The 22,142-nt window shown below is 37.2% G+C and carries 24 protein-coding genes; 9 read left to right on the top strand and 15 right to left on the bottom strand.

Annotated elements, in window-relative coordinates:
* The first annotated feature begins 132 nt into the window (after positions 1 to 132).
* The 4 genes from HHL23_RS21035 to HHL23_RS21020 all read left to right on the top strand — a co-directional run bounded on the left by HHL23_RS21035 (position 133) and on the right by HHL23_RS21020 (position 4,125).
* Entirely contained in the window at positions 133 to 522 is a 390-nt protein-coding gene (locus tag HHL23_RS21035) for a DUF4293 domain-containing protein (protein WP_169236700.1), read from the top strand.
* Positions 523 to 808: 286 nt separating this feature from the next.
* Positions 809 to 1,729 carry a M28 family peptidase gene (locus tag HHL23_RS21030; RefSeq protein WP_169236699.1) on the top strand — a complete coding sequence of 307 codons (921 nt, stop codon included), beginning with the start codon at positions 809 to 811 and terminating at the stop codon, positions 1,727 to 1,729.
* 189 nt (positions 1,730 to 1,918) lie between these two features.
* Positions 1,919 to 3,751, top strand: coding sequence for an ABC transporter ATP-binding protein (locus HHL23_RS21025; protein ID WP_169236698.1), 1,833 nt, complete (start codon positions 1,919 to 1,921; stop codon positions 3,749 to 3,751).
* Positions 3,752 to 3,777: 26 nt separating this feature from the next.
* Positions 3,778 to 4,125: a DUF1801 domain-containing protein gene (locus tag HHL23_RS21020; RefSeq protein ID WP_169236697.1), complete on the top strand. Its 348-nt coding sequence runs from the start codon at positions 3,778 to 3,780 to the stop codon at positions 4,123 to 4,125.
* 54 nt (positions 4,126 to 4,179) lie between these two features.
* Here HHL23_RS21020 and HHL23_RS21015 read toward each other — a convergent pair whose 3' ends face one another.
* The 11 genes from HHL23_RS21015 to rsfS all read right to left on the bottom strand — a co-directional run bounded on the left by HHL23_RS21015 (position 4,180) and on the right by rsfS (position 13,688).
* On the bottom strand, positions 4,180 to 5,982 hold the full coding sequence (locus HHL23_RS21015) for an autotransporter outer membrane beta-barrel domain-containing protein (protein WP_169236696.1): 1,803 nt from the start codon (positions 5,980 to 5,982) through the stop codon (positions 4,180 to 4,182).
* A 232-nt stretch (positions 5,983 to 6,214) separates the two neighbouring features.
* Positions 6,215 to 6,424: a hypothetical protein gene (locus tag HHL23_RS21010; RefSeq protein ID WP_169236695.1), complete on the bottom strand. Its 210-nt coding sequence runs from the start codon at positions 6,422 to 6,424 to the stop codon at positions 6,215 to 6,217.
* 13 nt (positions 6,425 to 6,437) lie between these two features.
* A complete protein-coding gene (gene tnpA / locus HHL23_RS21005) occupies positions 6,438 to 6,872 on the bottom strand; it encodes an IS200/IS605 family transposase (protein ID WP_169233276.1) in 435 nt (144 codons plus the stop codon).
* Positions 6,856 to 7,131, bottom strand: coding sequence for a hypothetical protein (locus HHL23_RS21000; RefSeq protein ID WP_169236694.1), 276 nt, complete (start codon positions 7,129 to 7,131; stop codon positions 6,856 to 6,858). The genes tnpA and HHL23_RS21000 overlap by 17 nt, the downstream gene beginning before the upstream one ends.
* Complete coding sequence (locus tag HHL23_RS20995; protein ID WP_317174729.1) at positions 7,113 to 7,496, bottom strand: transposase; 384 nt, start codon at positions 7,494 to 7,496, stop codon at positions 7,113 to 7,115. The genes HHL23_RS21000 and HHL23_RS20995 overlap by 19 nt, the downstream gene beginning before the upstream one ends.
* Before the next feature lie 112 nt (positions 7,497 to 7,608).
* Complete coding sequence (locus HHL23_RS20990) at positions 7,609 to 8,601, bottom strand: Two component regulator three Y domain-containing protein (RefSeq protein WP_169236693.1); 993 nt, start codon at positions 8,599 to 8,601, stop codon at positions 7,609 to 7,611.
* A 413-nt stretch (positions 8,602 to 9,014) separates the two neighbouring features.
* Positions 9,015 to 9,668 carry a phosphatidylserine decarboxylase family protein gene (locus HHL23_RS20985; protein ID WP_169236692.1) on the bottom strand — a complete coding sequence of 218 codons (654 nt, stop codon included), beginning with the start codon at positions 9,666 to 9,668 and terminating at the stop codon, positions 9,015 to 9,017.
* A 4-nt stretch (positions 9,669 to 9,672) separates the two neighbouring features.
* Positions 9,673 to 10,545: a phosphatidate cytidylyltransferase gene (locus tag HHL23_RS20980; protein ID WP_169236691.1), complete on the bottom strand. Its 873-nt coding sequence runs from the start codon at positions 10,543 to 10,545 to the stop codon at positions 9,673 to 9,675.
* Positions 10,546 to 10,569: 24 nt separating this feature from the next.
* Entirely contained in the window at positions 10,570 to 11,151 is a 582-nt protein-coding gene (locus HHL23_RS20975; protein WP_169236690.1) for an LUD domain-containing protein, read from the bottom strand.
* A 136-nt stretch (positions 11,152 to 11,287) separates the two neighbouring features.
* Positions 11,288 to 13,303 carry an ATP-dependent zinc metalloprotease FtsH gene (gene ftsH, locus HHL23_RS20970; RefSeq protein WP_169236689.1) on the bottom strand — a complete coding sequence of 672 codons (2,016 nt, stop codon included), beginning with the start codon at positions 13,301 to 13,303 and terminating at the stop codon, positions 11,288 to 11,290.
* Between the two features lie 22 nt (positions 13,304 to 13,325).
* The gene (gene rsfS / locus HHL23_RS20965) at positions 13,326 to 13,688 is read right to left on the bottom strand and encodes a ribosome silencing factor (RefSeq protein WP_169236688.1); all 363 of its coding nucleotides are present in this window, start codon (positions 13,686 to 13,688) and stop codon (positions 13,326 to 13,328) included.
* An 85-nt stretch (positions 13,689 to 13,773) separates the two neighbouring features.
* On the opposite strand from rsfS, the gene HHL23_RS20960 reads away from it, so the two are divergent.
* Positions 13,774 to 14,490 carry a biotin--[acetyl-CoA-carboxylase] ligase gene (locus HHL23_RS20960; RefSeq protein WP_169236687.1) on the top strand — a complete coding sequence of 239 codons (717 nt, stop codon included), beginning with the start codon at positions 13,774 to 13,776 and terminating at the stop codon, positions 14,488 to 14,490.
* Here the strand turns inward: HHL23_RS20960 and HHL23_RS20955 are convergent.
* The 4 genes from HHL23_RS20955 to HHL23_RS20940 form a co-directional block, all read right to left on the bottom strand.
* A complete protein-coding gene (locus HHL23_RS20955) occupies positions 14,484 to 15,593 on the bottom strand; it encodes an LptF/LptG family permease (protein ID WP_169236708.1) in 1,110 nt (369 codons plus the stop codon). The genes HHL23_RS20960 and HHL23_RS20955 overlap by 7 nt on opposite strands.
* A 15-nt stretch (positions 15,594 to 15,608) precedes the next feature.
* Complete coding sequence (tgt, locus tag HHL23_RS20950) at positions 15,609 to 16,739, bottom strand: tRNA guanosine(34) transglycosylase Tgt (protein ID WP_169236686.1); 1,131 nt, start codon at positions 16,737 to 16,739, stop codon at positions 15,609 to 15,611.
* 69 nt (positions 16,740 to 16,808) lie between these two features.
* On the bottom strand, positions 16,809 to 17,177 hold the full coding sequence (locus HHL23_RS20945) for a DUF4296 domain-containing protein (RefSeq protein WP_169236685.1): 369 nt from the start codon (positions 17,175 to 17,177) through the stop codon (positions 16,809 to 16,811).
* Positions 17,174 to 17,890, bottom strand: a complete 717-nt coding sequence (locus HHL23_RS20940; RefSeq protein WP_169236684.1) for a polyprenol monophosphomannose synthase — start codon at positions 17,888 to 17,890, stop codon at positions 17,174 to 17,176. Before HHL23_RS20940 ends, HHL23_RS20945 begins: the two co-directional genes overlap by 4 nt.
* Before the next feature lie 77 nt (positions 17,891 to 17,967).
* Here HHL23_RS20940 and HHL23_RS20935 point away from each other — a divergent pair, with 77 nt between their 5' ends.
* From HHL23_RS20935 to HHL23_RS20920, 4 genes are all read left to right on the top strand, one after another.
* Entirely contained in the window at positions 17,968 to 18,636 is a 669-nt protein-coding gene (locus HHL23_RS20935) for a DUF4271 domain-containing protein (RefSeq protein ID WP_169236683.1), read from the top strand.
* Between the two features lie 12 nt (positions 18,637 to 18,648).
* Entirely contained in the window at positions 18,649 to 19,389 is a 741-nt protein-coding gene (locus HHL23_RS20930; RefSeq protein WP_169236707.1) for a uroporphyrinogen-III synthase, read from the top strand.
* Between the two features lie 176 nt (positions 19,390 to 19,565).
* Positions 19,566 to 21,614 (top strand): S9 family peptidase, encoded by a 2,049-nt coding sequence (locus HHL23_RS20925; RefSeq protein ID WP_169236682.1) that lies wholly within the window; start codon positions 19,566 to 19,568, stop codon positions 21,612 to 21,614.
* A complete protein-coding gene (locus tag HHL23_RS20920) occupies positions 21,611 to 21,952 on the top strand; it encodes a hypothetical protein (RefSeq protein ID WP_169236681.1) in 342 nt (113 codons plus the stop codon). The genes HHL23_RS20925 and HHL23_RS20920 overlap by 4 nt, the downstream gene beginning before the upstream one ends.
* The last annotated feature ends 190 nt before the right edge of the window (positions 21,953 to 22,142 follow it).

Raw genomic sequence — 22,142 nt, 5'->3', positions numbered from 1 at the left:
ATGTAATTAATTGTGAGTAAGAAAAGTAAGTCCGGTGACTTTTGTTTTCAAGTACATATGTATAATGCAAATCTACACTTATTTTTGAATTGTGCAAAATTTATGTTATTTTTGCCAGGTATTTAAGAATCAATGTTACAGAGAACACAGACTATATGGACTCTACTGGCTGTTTTAGCCGCAGTTTCCCTTTTCGTTACAGGACAGGATGTTGACGTTTTCGGCAATATTCCGGTGATTGATATAAGCTCTATTGCCCTTGTTTTGGCAGGTGCACTGAGTATTTTCAGCTTTAAAAACAGAAAAAGACAAATTTTGCTGAATACGTTCAGCATCATTATAAACGTTTTGTTGATTGGTGTATTGGCGTACTGGTTACTAAACTTATCCGGAGGAATTCAGATTCCTGAGAAGGGTATTGAGCCGGTTTTCCCATTGATTGCGGTCATCTGTCTGCTTATTGCAAACGCATTGATCCGCAGAGATGAGAGGCTCGTAAAATCTGTAGACCGACTTCGATAGCCTTACAACGATTTTTTGAGTGAGAACAGTTCCGAAAGGAGCTGTTTTTTTTTGCAGTAATTTCAAATTCAGGTATTCTATTTTAAGCCCAATTAATTTTTAAATAGTAAGATTGAGTACATTTTTAAGATGATTATGGAAAATAAATGACTTAAAAATCAATTGATTAACTTAATTTCGCTTAATAGCTTGAGGTTTCTTAATGGTTCAAATACAGATTAATTTATATCGTTGCATGAAACATTTCCGTTAAGACTACGACTGATCCTATTAAAATTATAAAAAAATGAAAAAACTAACCTACCTCGCCTTCTCATTCTTCTCTGTATTCACATTGGCACAGGAAGTTTCAAAAGAAAGAGTAAAGACCATACTTTCAACGCTGGCTTCAGACGAAATGAAAGGCCGCGAGATCGGAACTCCGGAAAATGACAAGGCAGCAGAATATATCGCAAAACTTTTCAAAGAAAACAATCTTGAATATTGTACCGGAAATTCTTACCTGATTCCTTTTGAATATGAAGGAAAGAAGGTTTATAATGTATGTGGTATCAAAAAAGGAAAAACGGATAAATACCTGGGTTTCTCGGGACACTTTGATCACATCGGAACCAGTGACAAAACGGGAGATAATATTTACAACGGTGCAGATGATGATGCAAGTGGAATTGCCACTTTAGCAGGTATCGCCGATTATTTCAAAAACAAAAAGCCTGACTTCTCGATGGTTTTCATAGCTTTCAATGGGGAAGAGAAAGGAATGCTTGGCTCAAGAGCTATTTCCACAGATGCCAATTTAGATAAGGTTTATAATAACATGACAGCACTTTTCAATTTTGAAATGGTAGCTACAGAGTCTCAGTTCGGAAAAAATGCACTTTTCATGACCGGTGATGAGTTTTCTGATTTTGATGAACTCTTTAATAAGTATGCTGCCAACGGCTTAACAATAAACCCTGATCCTTATGCTGCCCAAAAATTATTCTACAGATCAGATAATGTCAGTTTTGTGAAGAAGAAAATTATTGCTCACTCCTTCTCTACGGTTGATATGACAAAAGCGGCTCATTACCATAATGAAAATGACGATGTGAATGTTGTAGATTTTGACAATTTGACGGGAATCATCAATAATGTTGGAAAAACTCTTGAAAAATTAAACCCTCAGAATTTTGCTCCAAAATATAATGACAAAGTAAAATTTTAAATAATTACACTCATAAAAACCTCCGAAATGGCGGTTTTTTTTCATACCAACACCCCGTCAACCATTAAAAACTAAACAAGTGTTTGTAACAAAACCTATCAAATTGAAACATATTAATTAAAGTAAAACAGGATTAAGAACGTCTATTCCTTTAATTTTACGTAATTTTGCTATCCAATTTTTCATTGAATGAAACCATTACAAAGAATACTTTATTTCGCGAAACCGCATCAAAAATACCTTTTCGGAAGTATGTTTTTCAATATACTCTATTCTCTACTTAATATCTTATCCGTTGGAACTATGCTTCCTATTTTAGGATTGATGTTTGGTACGATTGAAAAACAAGGGAAAGAGCCTGTATGGAGTGGAGCCTTTGGGGACTATTTCAATTACATAAAAGACAAAGCTTACTATTTCGTACAGACTCAAATTGACCAACACGGTGCTGTTCAGGTACTTGCTGTTTTGTGTGCCATCACAGGGGTTTCATTTTTATTAAGAAACATTTTCAGATATATCGGATCTTTTCTTTTGGTGAATTACCGTGTAGGTATTACCAAGGATCTCCGTACAGCGATGTACAATAAATTCCTTCAGCTTCCGGTTTCTTTCTTTACAGAACAGAGAAAGGGAGATATGATGTCCAGAATTTCCAATGACATCGGAGGTGTGGAAGGCGGCATCATGGGCGTATTGGTAGATATCATCAATGCTCCGTTCATGATCATTTCTTCACTGATCGCATTATTTTTACTGTCTCCTCAGCTTACCCTTTTTTCACTGATCGTTTTCCCTGTTATGGGCTTGCTGATCTCATGGACAGGAAAAAGCTTAAAAAAACAGGCTCATTATGCACAGGCTGAGCTTGGAAATCTTTTTTCGCTGGTAGACGAAACTTTAAAATCGTCTAAAGTGATCAAGATATTCAATGCAGATAAGATTCTTAAGAACAGATTCAACGAAACAACGACCAACTGGCAGAACTTCGCCATAGATATGAGCCGAAAAAGAGAACTAGCTTCACCTATGAGCGAATTCCTTGGTTCTATTACCATTCTTATCATTACGTGGTATGCAGGAACACAGATCTTAGAGGACCAGACTATGAAACCTCAGGCTTTCTTGGTTTTCATCGGGATGTTCTTCCAAATCCTAGACCCTGCAAAAAAACTTTCCAGTGCGATTTCTTCTATCCAGGGAGGTATGGCAAGTTTAGAGAGAGTAGCAGAAGTTCTTGACTACGATTTAAAAGTAGAAGAAATTGCAGAGCCGGTTTCTATCTCTACATTGAGCAACCAAATTGAATTCAAAAACATTGGATTCTATTATGATAAAGACAATGTTATCCTTAAAAACTTCTCACTGATCATTCCCAAAGGAAAGACTATTGCCCTTGTAGGACAGAGTGGAAGTGGAAAAACCACTATCGCCAACCTTTTGGCAAGATTCTATGACGTGAATGAGGGGCAAATCTTAATTGATGGTGTAGATATCAAACATTTAAAATTAAAAGAATACCGCCAGCTTCTGGGAATGGTAACTCAGGAATCTGTATTATTCAATGATTCAATATACAATAACATCCTGATGGGTAAGCCTGAGGCTACGAAAGAAGAAGTAGTGGAAGCAGCCAAAATCGCCAATGCTGATTCTTTCATCACCAATCTTCCGGAAGGCTATGACTCCAATATTGGTGATGATGGAAATAAACTTTCAGGAGGACAGAAGCAAAGAGTTTCCATTGCCAGAGCTGTATTGAAAAATCCACCGGTAATGATCCTGGATGAAGCTACTTCTGCCCTGGATACGGAATCTGAAAGATTTGTACAGGATGCTCTGGATAAAATGATGGAGAACAGAACGTCTCTTGTTATTGCCCACAGACTTTCAACTATTCAGAAAGCAGACTGGATCGTAGTGATGGAGAAAGGACTTGTGGTGGAACAGGGAACACACCATGACCTTATCGCTAAGAAAGGTATGTACCACAAGCTTGTGGAACTTCAAAATTTTGACTAACCATTTTATGAATTAAATTCAGTTAAATGAATCCTATACAAGAGTACTTCTACAGAATCGATGAGCCTGAAAGAAGTACTCTTTTGTTTTTACGCAAAAAGATCCTGGAGTCTGATCCTGAACACATAACAGAAACATTAAGTTTCGGACTTCCTTTTTTTAAGTATAAAAAGAAAATGCTGTGTTACCTCTATTACAGCAAAAAATACAAACAGCATTACGTAAGTTTTTATCATGGGGACAGACTTGATCACCCTCTGTTGATTCAGGACGGCAGAAAGAAGTTTAAAATCCTTCTGATCGATATGGAAGAAGATCTTCCTGTTGAGATTATTTTAAACCTTGCAGAAGAGGTTAAGAATCATATCAAATAAAAACTGCGGCATGGTTTCACCATGCCGCAGTCATCTTTAAAAACTATTTTTTCATTACTGTGTATTAATTCCGCTGAATTCTGCCTGCTTAACTGCCCATGCGATCATGTTCGCGAATAGTATAGAATTCTGCACCTGCATTCCTCCTGTTGCATACCCATTTCCTGCAGATCCGTATGTTGCTTTCTGCACCGGAAAATATCCTCCTGAGCTTGGTGCTACGAAGGGCTCTATCGTATTGCTTGAATAAGGATTTCCATTTGCATTTTCATTGCTTAAGAAACCACCGTCACCAAACCATACAAAACTCAGACTACTGCTTCTCAGTCCGGAAAGACCGGTTCGTGCTGTCGTGCTGTTAATAGGCTGAGCATAGCTATAAGGAATAAATCCGCTTGTAAGACCTGACATTCCAACTGTTGTAGAAGCATCTTCACCCCAGTTTTTTCCCCTTACATCTCCGAAAGGACCATTCAATATAGGATCATCTGTATTGGCCAGTCCATATACAGAACCTGCTCCTGCTCCATAGGATGCTGAAATGGTAGGATCTGAAAAGATTCCTCTGAATAAATTCTGTGCAGTCCCTGTATCATCAGTCAAAGCAATTACGATCCCTTTTTTATTAAGATACGAAGCGATATATCCTGCATCTGTCGCGTTTGGAGTATAATTATACCCAATAATTACAATATCCGGCTTACTGTTCAGAGCCGTCTGAAGTGCTGCTGAAGATGGTGAGTTTCCTAAAGATGTATGAGTAAAACCTTCATATTTTACGATACTTGAAGCGGTAGTTCCAAAATTAGTAGGAGAATCCATCAAACTTCTGGAAGGTCCTGTAAAGGCACTATATCCATAAGCTGTTTCCAAACCTATATGAAGAACGGTTTTCTTAGGGATTACAACAATAATATTTACATTACAAGTCGTAGAAACGCCTCCCTGACTGTCAGAAGTGATGATTATCGTTTTTACAGCTGTAGAAGATGGTGCTCCTGTACCACTTAAAGTAACGTTCTGGTTTCCTGTAGCAGTGAATGTTCCCGAACCTCTGAATGAAATTCCATCCACGGTATTTGTGGTAATCGTATAACTTCCTAATGAAGAAACATTGATCGGTAGTGTAATAGTGTTTGAAGAATTAAGCGCTGTTCCCACTTTATACACGCCATTTACTATGGCACTTCCACAGCTCATTGTATAGGTTCCTGCCGGACTGAGAACAGTTATAGATACCGCTGGTGTACAGGTCACGTCAATTCCGTTCGCATTAAGCGATACATCATCAGTCTGGATATTGAGAGGGGTTCCCTGCCCGGTAATCTGGATGGTCTGTACCCCTGTATTGAGGAATGTTCCCGTTCCATAGAAATTATATCCGTTGGGAGTGGTTCCTGAGATGGTATAATTCCCTGCTTTGGTCACATTGACAGAAATGCTCAGATAGTTGGAGGGGGTTAGCTCACGGCCTTTTACATAGGTTCCCATGGCCTTGGTATTGGAACAGTCAACTGTAAATACAGCTTTTCCCACTTGCCCACAGACACTTTTCCATTCATCATCTGCAAAACTCCAGTAATTAAAGCAGTCTTCTGTGGTATTATAAATGGTAAGACCATCATCTTTAAGCTTATTAATGATAATGGCATCTCTCTGGCTTTCGGTAAGCCTGGGAATGAGTATTCCTTTATTGTTACCGCCCGAGACCACATCTAAAACTGAATTTGTATTGGGCAAAGAGGTATTGATCCCTACCGCTCCGTTCTGAATCTGCGAATAGAACTGTCCAAAAACCAAAAGCAGAGCCATAAGCAACACTTTGGTTTTCGCTGTTGTAGAATTTGTTTTCATCATTTCGAAATAATTATGTTTGTTATGTTTTTGAATGACTTTTCAGCCAGGGCAAAATTACCATCCACAACTACTTCCCTACTAAAAAACAGATACGCAATACTACGCGCGAGTAGTAAAACACACAATATATCAGCACTTTGGAAATTATCTCGTTATAAATATCAGAAATATAGTAAAGGTCTGTTTTCGACTTCAAAACGGGGAAGCCGACTTTAAAAGGAACACAAAAGAATTATGATTTAAAAAAAGATCTCCATCTTGCAATGGTATTCCGGCTGATCTTGAAATGATTGCCCGTTTCCGTATTTGTCAGTTTATTTTTACTTCGATAGTCAAGGATCTCACGAATGGATGCTTCATCATAGGAACGGAGTCTTTGATTTTTAACTAAACCACTATGGACTTTAAGTCCATAGGTTTGGTTTGTGGACTTAAAGTCCACGATTCGAGTATTACTACTCAATGATAAAATTACTTTGGTCTTGATCAGTTGGGTTTCGATGATGTTCCAAATACTCGTTAAGCATTTCATCCGTAATATTGCCAGTGCTCCAACAACCAAATCCTATTGCCCAAAAATGACGTCCCCAATAACGTTGTTTCAATTCAGGAAATTCAATTTGAAGTTTCCTAGAGCTTCGACCTTTGAATAGTTTAACAAGACTACTTATATCTTGATTAGGGCGATATTCTATATGCATATGAACATGATCTTTAGAGACAACTCCTTTCAAAATTCTAATATCTTCTGCCTGGCAAATTTGAAGCAAAATACTACGACAGCGTAATTTAATATCACCCTCCAATACTGGAAAACGATATTTAGTAACCCATACAATATGTGCTGTTAACCTACTTACACTATGACCATTGCTACGTTGATAATCCACAAAACAAAGATAACATTTTTAGAAACTGAAAGTAAAATGCACTAAAGTGCATAGTTTTAACTATTTCTGAGACCAATAAAATGGGATATTCAGATTCGCCAAAGACCAGTATATTGAACTTTAAAACATCAACAGCTGTATTTAGAGCATTCAGCTTATTCCGGATCAGCGGATCATTTATTTTCTCCGGAAATTTTTCATTGATAATATCTGTATAAATCAGTTTAAAATCTGGCATAGCTATACTTTCTTTACCCATTTATAAAGGGTTGTTTTAGGAATTTTATATCTAGTGATCACTTCGGTGACTGTCATTTGTTTAGTGATAATTTTATCCAGTATAAACCCCTTCACTTCTTCTGTATAGATACTTTTCCTAAATTGAAGATGAGAATCCCTTACTCTAATCATGTTATCTGCTTTGCACGGAGGTGCATACAAAATAAGATGTCCGGTATAAATTCTGAAAAAGTCATAGCGCAGAAGTTTACTCCACCTTAGTAAACTGTAGGTATCCATGTATTCCTGCTGATACATGGCTTCTATTTCATCTTCGGTACAGTGTAAAAAATTCATGATTCTTTCGGGAGGCATCCTGAGCTCTTCAGCCTTTGTCTTTATCAAACTTTCCGATATGTATTTCTTTTAAATTCATACGTAAAGCAAAAGTATTAACAACGGCAAGAAATTAGCGCCTGTCTAGATACGTAATACTACTCACTTTCGTAAAAAAAGATTATATCTTAAGAATAAAGCTGTTGATATTCACATCAGAAGGGATATTCAGTTTTTTCCGGATCCTGTATTTTTTGCTTTCAACGGCTCGTACACTGCTGTTCGTACACTGAGCAATTTTCTTCGTATCAAAATCAATTTTCATGAGGGCACAAAAATATAGCTCTGAGTAAATAAGATTGGGATTACTTGCTAAAACGGCTGGAATAAAATGTGGGAAAAAGAACTGAAATTTATCAAAAAACAAAGGAGAATTGGTTTCAGCAAGATGATAGATCTCCTGAATATTTTCTTCTGTCAGATGATTGATAAGCATCTGCTGCTTAAGAAGCGCAGTATTGGTTTTCTGCAAATCTTGTATTGTAGAATCCTTCATTTTGGTATCTTCGATAAGCCCGTAAATGAGGTCGTCTTTTTGAGTAATAAAAGAAATGTCCATCAGAAACGATGCAATGGAAAATAAAATATTCAGAAGTTTTACTGTTTTGAAGTCTTCTGCCTGAAAAAACTTGCTTTTAGGCAGGAAGTCAAAATCAAAGTATAAACAGGCTATAAAGTTGACACAGATCACAAAAGCTACGAAAAGGATTGAATAAAAATCCTCTTTATAATTGAAAAAGAAAGGAATAGCAAATAAAAGGGAAAAATAAAAATATTCTACGCCTGCATTCTTATAGGTATAGATGTGAAAAAAACTGACAATAAATACCAGCAGAACAAAAACAAAAATAACAGTGACCTTTAATGCCCTTCTGTATCGGTTTGTTTTTCCCTTTACAGCCATTAAATAAAGCCAAAAGAGCGTAATGACCGTAAGAAATGTAGATATTAAAGCATCCCCAAAAAAGATCACTATGAAGATTGAGTAAAATAGGAATAATAGAAAAAGAAAAAGAAGATATTTATTAATAAGGTTCAGATAACTGCGCTCATCTTCATCATGCATTTTCTCTGCCTCATCGCTTATTATTCGAAAGAAAGATTTAAAAATCATCGTGTTCTGTTTTATGTTTTTTAAGATAATGATCAGGTTGCTTTTTGTACAAAAAAAAGCCGTCTGAATTCATACTAATACTCATCAAATTAAACAGGAAAAGCAGGACGTAAGAATTCGTCTGCTATTTTGTTGAATGAAAATCGCGAAAAGGTGTGTTTTTTTGATAAGATATTAGGCCTGTAAACGGTCTAATAAATTCGTATAATTTTTTTAGCATATTTACGTAAAAAAAATATGTTAACTATCAGATTATGTTAATAATTAAAAAAATTATTATGCACCAAATATTATTTACGCTAAAATTAATTTCCATCAAATCTTAGAAAGCCTTTATCTTTAGTAGCACCTGAAAATAACAAAAAAAGGAGAAAACTTAATTTCTCCTTTTCATATTTCGATTTTATTCTGTCTTAATCTTTCATTTTGGCGATCACATCCACGCCTCCTTTTGTTATGTCTCCGATCTTACAGATGATTTCCGTGTCTAAAGGCAGGAAAACGTCCATTCTGGAACCAAATTTAATGAATCCGAACTCATGCCCGGCTTTTGCCTGATCGCCTTCATTACAATAGAAAACAATCCTTCTGGCCACATATCCTGCAATCTGTCTGAATACTACTTTGTTATTTGTCGCTGTTTCAACAGCTACAGTCGTTCTCTCGTTTTCTGTAGATGACTTTTCATGCCATGCCACAAGATATTTACCGGGATGATATTTTTTATAGATCACATTTCCGGAAACCGGGTATCTGCAGATATGAACATTGAGTGGTGACATGAAGATAGAAACCTGAATTGCTTTTCCTTTCAGAAATTCAGTCTCCTCCACTTCTTTGATCATTACTACTTTCCCGTCTACAGGAGCAATAACGTTTTCGCGGTGTTCTAAAATATCGCGTTCCGGAACTCTGAAGAACCAAAATACTAAACTGTAAACAACCAATAATGGCATAATGATCAGTAACGACCACATTTTAAGAAAATAAATAGCCAACACACTTATAATAATAAACAGTATCGTTGCTACGGTAATCGTTCCTTTGGACTCCTTATGTAGTTTCATGAGATTAAATAAATTTTTCTAAAATAAAGTACAAATATACGACAGGAACGCAAATTAAAAAACTATCCAGTCTGTCCAGTACGCCTCCATGCCCCGGAATGATGTTTCCGCTGTCTTTTACACCGAAATTTCTTTTAAGCTGGCTTTCCACAAGATCCCCCAGCGGAGCAAATGCAGCGACCAGAAAACCTACAACCATCCAGTTCCCGCGAAGTTCAGGCTGGTAGTGCTCTATAAAGTATGATAAAATCAACGTTAAGATTACTCCCCCGGCATATCCTTCCCAGGTCTTCTTTGGAGAGATTTTAGGTGCCATTTTATGTTTCCCGAAAAACTTTCCAGTAAGATAAGCAAAGGTATCACTGCTCCAGATCAGGATAAACAGGAAAAGAACTTCCAGTGAGAATGTTCCTTCAAAACTTGAAAACTTAGGCAGACCTAATGCAAAACTGAAAGGCAGTGCCACATAGATCACCGTAAATATCAGCTTTCCGCTGTCGTAATATAATTCGTTGGGATATTTAAATAAAGTAACCACGGCAATAGCGATCAGGGAAATAGCCAGTATTTCATTCAGCCTGAAATCGAAAAAGAAGTCGTGGTGGAAATATCTTTTGGAAAAAACGTAATAAATAAAAATAACCAGGGGAAGCACAATCCATTGTTCATAGCCTTTCCCAAACTTCATGATCTTAATGCATTCCCATGTACCCACCAGTAGTAAAAGACTTATCAGCCCGAAATAAAGATACTCCTGCCTGATAAGGTCCGGATGGATCTTGTTGATCAGCTGGGCACCCAGCGGTGTTGTGCAAAGAACGATAACGGCAACGTAAACAAGTCCGGAAATGGTTCTTTGAATAAGGTTTTTGTCCAAAATGTAAAATTTATAAGTTGATGCTTAATCTTCAAGCAGCAATAAAAACAGTTTTGTATTCGTATGAGAAGAAGAATCTAAACTCGACTGTCCTCCACTGATGGAAGTCAGATTTTTGATGTTCCCGTTTCTTTTTATTTTCCCCATCGCATCATTAAGGTTGTTCACAATCTGCGAAACATTGGCCATGATAATGATTTTACCCGGAAGTCTTGAAGAATGGTAATGCAGAATATTGTTATGCGAAAGCATGATTCTTCCGTCATAGGCAATAAGGTATTCACAGGTAATGAAGGCAGCATCATTGGAGTTCTCCATTTCTGAAGTATAGGGTATTTTCACTACGTTCAAAAAGCTCTGAAGCTCCTTGTCCCAGCAGAAAATATTTCCCATTCTTTCTATTTTGACAATTTGATTTAAAGTCTGTAGAGCCTCCGCTTCATCTGCACAATAATTAAAAAATCCCCCTGAATGCGTAAATAATTGCGCAAACTTATAGTCAAGATCCGCATTTTTCAGCGAATCCCCGAGCTTCTCCAGACTCTGCTTTTCCTCCTCCTCAGGCTGGTTGGTAAGTTTGCTTACAATTCTCTTGAATAAATTCAACTTAATCTATTTTTAGTCAACTTTATACAAAAATAGAAAATAAATTACAATAGATTCTAAAAATATGTCTTTAAATATGAAAAAACCTGACAATTCTAAGACTGTCAGGTTTTTTTTGATCTATTTTGGAAGTATTTTAAAGTTGCGTCGGGCTTTCCGGAGCCTGAATTTCACTTTCTTCTTCTTTGTCTTTAATGATGATCTGCTCATCCGGTTCTTTCGCCGTAGCAATCGTACTCGTCATAGGTCTTTCCGTTAATTCCGGATCCCATGCTCTTTTACCGAATATATCTTCAAGATCTTCACGGAAAATAACTTCTTTTTCCAAAAGTTTATTCGCTAAAGCATCCAATTTATCTTTGTTCTCAGTAAGAATCTGAACTGCTCTTTCGTACTGATTTTCAATAATAGATTTAATCTCAACATCAATCTTATTCGCAGTTTCCTCAGAATAAGGCTTTCCGAAATTATATTCAGATTGTCCTGAGCTGTCATAATAAGAAATATTACCAATAGTAGGGCTTAGACCGTAAACAGTAACCATAGCTTGCGCTCTTTTCGTTACGGATTCAAGGTCAGATAATGCACCTGTTGAAATATTGTTAAAAATAACCTGCTCTGCGGCTCTACCTCCTAAGGTAGCACACAATTCGTCCAACATCTGTTCAGTAGTTGTCAGTTGTCTTTCTTCAGGAAGATACCAGGCTGCACCCAGAGAACGCCCTCTCGGAACGATCGTCACTTTTAAAAGTGGTGCTGCATGTTCTACCAACCATGAGATAGTAGCGTGACCCGCTTCATGATAGGCAACTCTTCTCTTTTCAGAAGGTTTGATAGCCATATTTTTCTTTTCAAGCCCCCCGATGATTCTGTCTACAGCATCAAGGAAATCCTGTTTAGTAACTGATGTATGACTGTTTCTTGCTGCGATTAACGCTGCCTCGTTACAAACATTAGCGATATCAGCTCCACTGAATCCCGGAGTTTGTTTCGCTAAGAAGTCTCTGTCTACAGTATCATCTAATTTGATTTTCAGCAAGTGAACATCAAAAATCTCTCTTCTTTCGTGTAATTCCGGAAGGTCTACATAGATTGAACGGTCAAAACGTCCTGCTCTCATTAAAGCTTTATCCAGGATATCAGCTCTGTTGGTAGCAGCCATAACGATGACGTTAACATCTGTTCCGAAACCATCCATTTCTGTAAGAAGCTGGTTAAGGGTATTTTCTCTTTCGTCGTTTCCGCCTGAGAAATTATTTTTTCCTCTTGCACGTCCGATCGCATCGATCTCATCGATAAAGATGATAGCCGGAGATTTAGCTTTTGCCTGAGCAAAAAGATCTCTAACTCTTGAAGCACCAACTCCAACGAACATTTCCACGAAATCTGAACCTGAAAGTGAGAAGAACGGCACTTTGGCCTCCCCTGCAACAGCTTTTGCCAATAATGTTTTACCGGTTCCCGGAGGGCCCACCAATAGGACACCTTTAGGAATCTTACCTCCCAGTTTGGTGTATTTCTCAGAATTTTTAAGGAAATCTACCACTTCCTGTACTTCTTCTTTAGCGCCTTCAAGACCTGCAACATCTTTAAATGTCACCTGAATTCTTTCTTTTTCGTCAAAAAGCTTCGCTTTAGATTTCCCGATAGAGAAGATCTGTCCTCCAGGGCCTCCGCCGCCACCCATCTTTCTGAAAAGAAGGAAGTAGAAAAGTCCTAAAATAGCGATCCATATCAATGCAGAAAACAAGATATCCATGAACGGATTTTTACCTGCTCCGTAATCTTTTGTAGTCTTGATATTCGCATCTGTAGCTTTTACCTGATCAAATTTTTGAAGGAAAAGCTGAAGATCTCCATATTTTACAGAAAAATCTGCTTTTGGAGCCATTTCGAATGCAGAAAGAGGATTGCTTTGATTGGCCGTTTTACTAACCATTGCTGTCTTTGCTGCTTTTGTCAGGAAAACATCAGCTTTCTCTGTGTCTTTGTATATGATAACGTTTTGGACCTTTCCTGCCTGCATTTCCCTGAAGAAAGCATCCTCATCAATAGATTTTGTACTGTCGCCTCCTAAAAAATTGGAACCGAAAAATAACAAAAGAGCCACGATTGCAATTGGAAAAAACCAGTTGAATCCTTTATTGTTCATTTATACTTTTTAAAATTTAAAATTAATTTTCAATTTTGGTAATGACTGCATCTCCCCAAAGTTCTTCAATATCGTAGTACTCACGTACTTCTTTTTGGAAAATATGCACTACCACTGTTACGTAATCTACCAAAACCCACATGGAGTTTTCAGTACCTTCTACATGCCAAGGCCTATCTTTAAGATCGTTTCTTACTTTCTTCTCCACACTTCCTGCCAATGCAGAAACCTGTGTATTTGAGTTTCCGCTACAAATTATAAAAGTTTCCGCTACAGAGTTTTCAATCTTCGAAAGATCGAAAATCATAATATCTTCACCCTTTATATCCTGGATGGCTTCAACAATTTTATCTATTAGTGCCTGCTTTTCTGCTGTTTTATTCATTAAAATATCTATAATCTGCAAATTTATTGTTTTTCTTTTACTTTAGCCTTATTTTTAGCCCTTTAAAGTCTTAAAGTTTTCTTAAATGGATCAATTATTTTATTTAAAAGAGTGCTCTTCTACTAATGACGAAGTTTCAAAGTTTTTACTTTACGAAAATTCGGATTTTATTGGAGTCTCTACATTCAATCAAACTAAAGGCCGCGGACAATACGGAAATACATGGGCAGCTGCTGCCGGAAAAAACGTAGCATACACTTTAGCGGTCAAGGCTCAGAACGTTCTGCTATCAGACTTTATATTCAATTACTATACCGCAGTTGTTATTAGGGATTATCTGGCCAATTTGACTGATAATCCCGTAAAAATAAAGTGGCCGAATGATATGATCCTTAAAAATAAAAAAATCGTCGGGATTTTAATTGAAAAGAAAAAAATTAATCAAAATAATTATTTCATCATTGGTGCAGGCTTCAATGTTCTACAGGAGGATTTTGATGAAATATCCCATGCCGGATCCCTTCTCACGCAGACCGGACAGATTTTTGATCTTGAAGATTTTGTATTCAACCTTCATGGGCACCTCTCAGAAAAACTGAAAAACATTCCGTCTGAACAGGACATCATTGATCAGTTTAACCTTCATTTATACCGGAAGGATGAAATATCCGTCTTCGAAATAGGAAAAGAGAGACAAAATGGCATTATCAGAAATGCTGACGAAAAAGGAGAACTCTGGATAGAACTTGAAAAAGACGGCTTAAAGCCTTTCTATCATAAAGAGATCAAACTTCTTTACTGATTGGCTCTTTTGAGGTAAAGATATAAGGTAAGCGGGAAGAAAACCATATTAGGAAGCCACATGGCTACGGCCGGCGACAAACTTTTGTTCTCAGACACTACTTTCAATGCTTCAAAAGAGAAAACGAAAACAAACGCAAGGGAAATTCCTAAGGCGAGATTGACTCCAAGACCTCCTCTTTTCTTCTGGGAGGCCAGAGAGAGCGCAAGAAACGTCAGAATAATAATAGCAACCGGCATTGAGGTTCTCTGATGAAACTCATTAAGGTAAGAATTCAGATTACTGTTCCCCCTGTTTTTTTCCCTCTCAATGAATTTGATTAGTTCCGGAGTGGTTTTATTCTGACCAAGAAGTTCGTTCGGGAAAAGTTCTTCAGGAGAATGCCCATAGCTTTTCCGCAATTCAATACCATTACCCAGTTTTTCCGTATTATTTTTATTGATGGTCTTCTCAAGATAATTAGTAAGGATAAACTGTTTTTTAGCTTTATCCCAGTATACTTCTGAGGCCTTCAGTTCATACGTCATCTTTCTGTCTTTATCAAACTTCTGATAGACAAAACCTGAACCTCTGGTTTCTCTTTTATTCCATGAGTTAACGAAGATGTATTCTGTTTTACTGAACTGGGCAGATGCAGGGCCTGTCCCCAGAATTTTTTCCTTGTTGGCGGCATTATACGTATAAGCCTCCAGCTCATTCTTCTTGATATTGGCCCACGGAAGCACCATATGGTTGACAACAAGAGATATCAGTGCAATTAAAATAGAGGTATACAGGTAAGGTTTTGCAAATCTGTGAAAACTGGCTCCACTGCTTATTACAGCAACAATTTCAGTATTATTTGCCATCCTGGACGTGAAATAAATCACGGAAATAAATACCAGGATCGCCAGGAATGTCACTACCAGATTAATGATCCAGAACGGATAAAAGTGAATCAGAAAATACATCAGGTCCAACTTCGGATCGAGTGCTTTTGCATTTTCTATCCTTGGAATTTTCTGTTGTACATCGATCACCAGTACAACTATAGACAGCAATATCAGCATGAAACTGAAGGTTCCAAGATATTTTTTGATGATATACTTGTCTATAATTTTGATCATGATCTTTGTATTTTAAAGTCTCTGTCTAAGAACCGGTACCACAGATTTTTTCCATTCGTAGAAATCACCTGCCACAATATGTTCTCTGGCCACTTTCACAAGGTCTAAATAAAATGCAAGGTTATGAATCGATGCGATCTGCTTGGCAAGATATTCTTTAGACACAAATAAATGGCGCAGATATGCTTTCGAATATTCTCTGTCTACGAAACTTGTTCCAAATTCATCCAAAGGAGAAAAGTCACTCTTCCATTTTTCATTTTTCATATTCATCACCCCCTGCCATGTGAAAAGCATTGCGTTTCTCGCATTTCTGGTAGGCATTACACAGTCCATCATATCGATACCTAAACCAATAGATTCAAGAATATTCCAGGGAGTTCCTACTCCCATCAGGTATCTTGGTTTGTCTTTTGGAAGAATATCGGTAACCTCATCGGTAATTCTGTACAGTTCTTCTTCAGGCTCACCAACGGAAAGTCCGCCGATTGCGTTTCCTTCAGCACCTGCTTCAGAAATTACTTCCGCTGAAATTTTTCTTAAATCCGAATAGGTAGAACCTTGAACAATGGGGAAAAATCTTTGTTTGTGACCGTATAATTCAGGATTTGCTTCATTCCAATCGATGCATCTTTTTAACCATCGGTGGGTCATTTCCATAGAAGCTTTTACCTCATTGTATCCACTAGGATAAGCAACGCATTCATCAAAAGCCATAAAAATATCCGCTCCGATCTGTCTTTGGATTTCCATAGATTTTTCAGGCGTAAATAGATGATAGCTTCCATCGATATGGGACTTGAATTTCACGCCTTCTTCAGACATTTTTCTGCTTTTGGAAAGTGAAAATACCTGAAAACCTCCTGAATCGGTAAGAATAGGAAGATCCCAGTTCATAAATTTGTGCAGTCCTCCTGCTTCCTGCATAATGTCCATGGTAGGACGGAGATACAGGTGATAGGTATTACCCAGGATAATCTGGGCTTTAATGTCTTCTTTTAATTCTCTCTGGTGAACTGTTTTTACACTTGCTACAGTTCCCACAGGCATAAAGATGGGTGTTTGGACCTTACCGTGATCTGTGGTAATCTCCCCCGCTCTTGCTTTTCCTTCAGAGGTTTTTTCTATATTAAAAAATTTCATTCGTAATATTCTTTTAATTCACCGCTATTAACGATTCTGTTTTATCACAGAACCATTTCTGCTTCATAATTATTTGTCTAAAACGGGAGTATTTCCAGCATTTTTCAACTTGTCCTGGACATATTTTTCCGCTTTTGGGTCTTTTTTTAATACAATTTTCTGCGCATCTTCCGCAATATCTTTCATTTTGTCTTTGATGACATAATATTGAAAGCTGTTTACAAAATCCTCAGATTTGACCTTGTGAGTCTTAAGAACAAATCTTGTTCCTGCTTCTAAGTTTTTGTTTTGATAGATAACAACAGCCTGATCTGTAATGGTAAGATCAGCCAGGATCTCAGCCATAACTTCCGACTCGATCAAATTTTTGGGTTTGTCGATATAGTCGCCGCATGAGAACATGCCAAGCATAACGAAAATGAAGACCAGCTTTTTCATAATCTGTTGATTATTGATTTCCATTTTAAATTTAAAACTCCAAATACTGCTTCATGAATGATTCCACCGTTCATTTTGCTTTCTCCTAAAATTCTGTTTGTAAATATAATAGGAACTTCTACAATTTTGAAACCTTTTTTAAAAGCTCTGAACTTCATCTCGATCTGGAAGCCATATCCTTTCAGTTTCACATTATCCAGTCCGATTTCTTCAAGAACTTTTCTTGAAAAACATACAAAACCTGCCGTTGTATCATGAATCGGAAGTCCTAAAATAAACCTTACATACTTAGAAGCAAAGTAAGAAAGCAACACCCTTCCCATAGGCCAGTTCACTACATTTACCCCTTTTGAGTAGCGTGATCCTATGGCCATATCGGCATTCAGACACGCTTCAAAAAGTTTCGGCAGATCATTTGGATTATGTGAAAAATCGGCATCCATTTCAAAAATGTAGTCATATTGATTTTCAATAGCCCATCTAAATCCATGGATATATGCTTTTCCCAAACCATCTTTCACATGTCTTACCGACATATGTAAATGATGAGAAAATCTCTTTTGCAGCCCCCTAACGATCTCTGCCGTTCCATCCGGAGAAGAGTCATCCACAACCAAAACATGAAAGTCATCTTCCAGCGCAAAAACTGCGGAAATAATATTTTCAATATTTTCCTTTTCGTTATAAGTAGGGATGATGACGAGTTTTTTCATTTCAGTTTGCAAAGATAGTTTATTTAACCTTTTTATTTTATACAAAATAATCTATAATTTTGCAAAAAAACATTCCTTTGCCGTTATCACAAAACTTTATCAACCACGTAAGAATACCTGAGAACAATGACTGGGTAATCTTTATCTTAATAGGATGCATATTCCTTTATGTTTTCATGATGAATATCATAGAGAGAGACGCCAGCCTGAAAGACTTCCTGCTTCAGAAATATTTTGATGCGAGCAACAACCTGCCAAGCTGGATCATCACGTCATGTGTGACGGCACTCACCTTATCTGTTCTGCTTTCACAATATATTCCTATTGTTCCTAAATATATTGCCGATCTGCAGCTAATGGGCTATCAGCTTAATAAATTCGGATATACATTACTGGCGGTCGTATTTTTTTATGCATCCAAATCTGCGTTGGGATTTTTATTCTACCAAAGCATAGGTGATGGCAAAAAATGGTCAATTTTTTACTTTACCTCCACGAAATTCTACTTCATCCTTTCATTTTTATTAATAATTTTGTGTGTAACCCACTATTATTTCCCCGTCGACAGAAATAAAATATTTTTATACTATTTCTCTTTCTTTGCATTTGTCGCGGTTTTCAAGATTTTCTTCTATTTGTTTCACAAAAACAACATACTTCCCGAAAAATGGTATTATAAATTTTTGTATATTTGCACCCTCCAAATCGCACCTTTATTGTTGCTTTGGAAGTTGTTATTTTTTTAATAAAAGTCAATGATGAGAATAAAGTCTATATTGGTTTCTCAACCAGCGCCTAGTGAGTCTTCTCCATATCTGGATATAGCAAAGAAGGAAAAAATAAAGATTGATTTCCGTCCTTTCATCCACGTCGAAGGAGCTGACAACAAAGAACTCAGAACTCAGAAGATAGATCTGACGCAGTTTACTGGGATTATTTTTACCAGCAAAAATGCGATAGACCATTACTTCAGGCTTGCCGAAGAACTGCGTTTTGCCGTTCCGGATACGATGAGATACATCTGCCAGTCAGAGGCGATTGCCAACTATCTTCAGAAACATATCGTTTATAGAAAGAGAAAGATCAGTTTTGGGGAGAAAAACTTCTCAGATCTTCTGCCTCTGTTCAAAAAATTCCCTGCCGAAAAGTATCTTTTACCATCTTCAGACGGTTTGAGTCCGGATATCGTGAAAACGATGGAGGTATCAAATGTGGACTGGACAAGAGCAATCATGTACAGAACGGTATGCAGTGATCTGACAGACATCAATGCTAAGGATTATGACATGCTGATTTTTTTCAGCCCACAGGGAATCAAATCTTTGCAGCAGAATTTCCCGGACTTCAAACAGGAAGAAACCAAGATCGGTGTTTTCGGAAACACTACTTTAGCAGCAGCAGAAGAAGCAGGCTTAAGAGTAGATCTAATGGCTCCTACAAAGGAAACTCCATCTATGACAATGGCACTTGAAAAATATATTAAAGCGCTTCACAAATAGCTTTTAATGCTTAAGATAAAAACAGCCGTCTTTTCAATCAGGAAAGATGGTTTTTTTTTAACTAAATTTGAACAAGAATTAATATTGAATGAAACGTGCCTATAAAAACGACTCCAAAAAAGAGAAAAATATATAAGTACGTTCCATCCGGCCCAATAAAAACTTAAAATATTCGGATGAAAGCTCCACAGGCAAAAAAAATAGAAAAAATACTAGAAATACACGGCGACAGAAGAACAGATAACTACTTCTGGCTTAACGAAAGGGAAAACCCTGAAGTCATTAAATACCTTGAAGAGGAAAACGCTTACGAAGAGCTGATGATGAAAGACACAGAAGCTTTTCAGGAGGAACTTTTCGAAGAAATGAAAGCCCGCTACAAAAAAGACGATGAGTCTCTCCCCTATTTCTTTAACGGCTACTGGTATATTGTACGCTACGAAGAAGGAAAAGAATATCCTATCTTCTGTAGAAAGCACAAAAGCCTGGACAATGAGGAAGAAATCATTGTAGATGTTAATATATTAGCAGAGGGTGAAACTTATTTTGAAGTAGGAAGCGTTGCCGTTTCTCCCAATAATGAACTGGTTTCTTTTTCATCAGACAATGTAAGCCGCAGAATTTACACCATCAATTTCAAAAACCTGATAACAGGAGAAATTTACTCAGATCAGATCCTCAATACTACAGGAAAAGCGGTATGGGCGAATGACAATGAACATGTTTTCTACATCAGAAAGGATGAAAGTTTACGTGCTTTCCAGGTGTACAGACATAAACTGGGTACAGATTCTTCGGAGGATATTTTGATCTTCCATGAAGATGATGACACTTTTGACGTGAATGTTTTCAAGACAAAATCAATGGAATATATTTTCATTGCGAGCTCAAGCACGATTTCTGATGAACACAGATTCATTCCTTCTGACAATGTTTTTGCAGAATGGAAGATTATCCAGCCCAGAATAGATGATCTTGAATATTCGGTAGAGCATTTTGAAGATGAATTTTACATCATCACGAATGCAGATGATGCGATCAATTTCAAGATTGTAAAAACCAAAATCAACAACTGCGGGATGGAGAACTGGGTAGATGTTATTCCACACCGTGCTGAAGTTCTGCTGGAGGGTTTTGAGATTTTCAGAGATTATCTGGTTCTTGAAGAGAGAGAAGAAGGATTACTTCAGATCAAGATCATTGATGAGAAAACGAAAGAATCTTATTATCTTCCTTTTTCTGATCCCACTTACACGGCTTACATCGGAATCAATATGGAATTTGACACCGAAGTTCTCCGTTATGGCTATACTTCACTGACGCAACCAAGTTCAACATATGAATACAATCTGAAAGAAAAAACCACTCAACTTCTGAAGCAACAGGAAGTTCTTGGTGGGAAATTCGTCCCTGAAAACTATATTTCAGAAAGAATTTGGGCAGAATCCAGAGATGGAGAAACAAGAATCCCGATCTCACTGGTTTATCACAAAGATACTCAAAAGTCTGCAGATACTCCATTACTTTTATATGGTTATGGAAGCTACGGACACACGGTAGACGCGAGTTTTTCCAATGTAAGACTTTCTATTTTAGACAGAGGATTTATTTACGCTATCGCTCATATCCGTGGTGGAGAATATCTGGGAAGAGAATGGTATGAAGACGGAAAAATGCTCTTTAAGAAAAATACGTTCTTTGATTTCATCGATGCAGGAAAGCATTTGATTCAGGAAAACTATACTTCATCCAATCATATGTACGCGATGGGTGGAAGCGCAGGCGGACTTCTCGTGGGAGCTGTTGTCAATTATGAACCTAAACTTTTCCACGGAATTGTAGCACAGGTTCCATTTGTAGATGTAGTTACCACGATGCTTGATGAAACTATTCCATTGACAACCGGGGAATATGATGAATGGGGAAATCCAAATGACAAAGAATATTATCAGTACATGAAGGAATATTCGCCTTACGATAATATTGAAGCGAAAGAGTATCCACACATGCTGATCACAACAGGACTTCACGATTCACAAGTACAGTATTGGGAACCGGCAAAATGGACGGCAAAATTAAGAGAACTTAAAACAGACGACAACCTCCTATTGTTCAAAACCGACATGAGCTCAGGACACGGCGGAGCGAGCGGAAGATTTGAATCATTGAAGGAAGACGCACTGGAATATGCGTTTCTTTTGAAAATAGAAAATATAAAAAAATGATCAACGAAGGAGAATACTGGAAAAAGATAGAACAGTTTTTTGAAGACAATTTCGAAACTGAAAAAAATCCTCCGATTGAAACAGTTTTGTTTCTGATAGGACTACAGGAGCTTGGAAGCGGCCAACAGAAATACACAAAAGAAGATAAGGTAAATCTAATCCACATTGCAGTATGCAGACTATTGGAACCATTTGGATATTATAAGTTTACCCATTATGAAGACGGATGGCCACAATATGATAAACTGGAAACTCTTCCGGAATTAAGACCCAATGAACAGTCTCTTCTGATGAAAAAAGCAATTATACAGTATTTTCAGGAAGAAGAACTGATTTGATGCGCAGTAATTGGCTAATTATATATTTAAAAATGCATACGCACATATAAAATTCAATAGAGACGGGCTTTAGCCCAATGTCATTAAGTTAGTAAAATTTCATAAGCTATCTTTTTGATTTTTAGAGACTATGGGCTTGGCTCTCGCTCTGTATTTACCTATGTTTCTTTTATTTGATCTTTGAGGTCTT

Origin of the sequence: Chryseobacterium antibioticum (assembly GCF_012927325.1) — a bacterium.
GTDB lineage: Bacteria > Bacteroidota > Bacteroidia > Flavobacteriales > Weeksellaceae > Chryseobacterium > Chryseobacterium antibioticum.
Note: the sequence above shows the minus strand (reverse complement) of the source record. Positions and strands in the feature narration are given on the sequence as shown.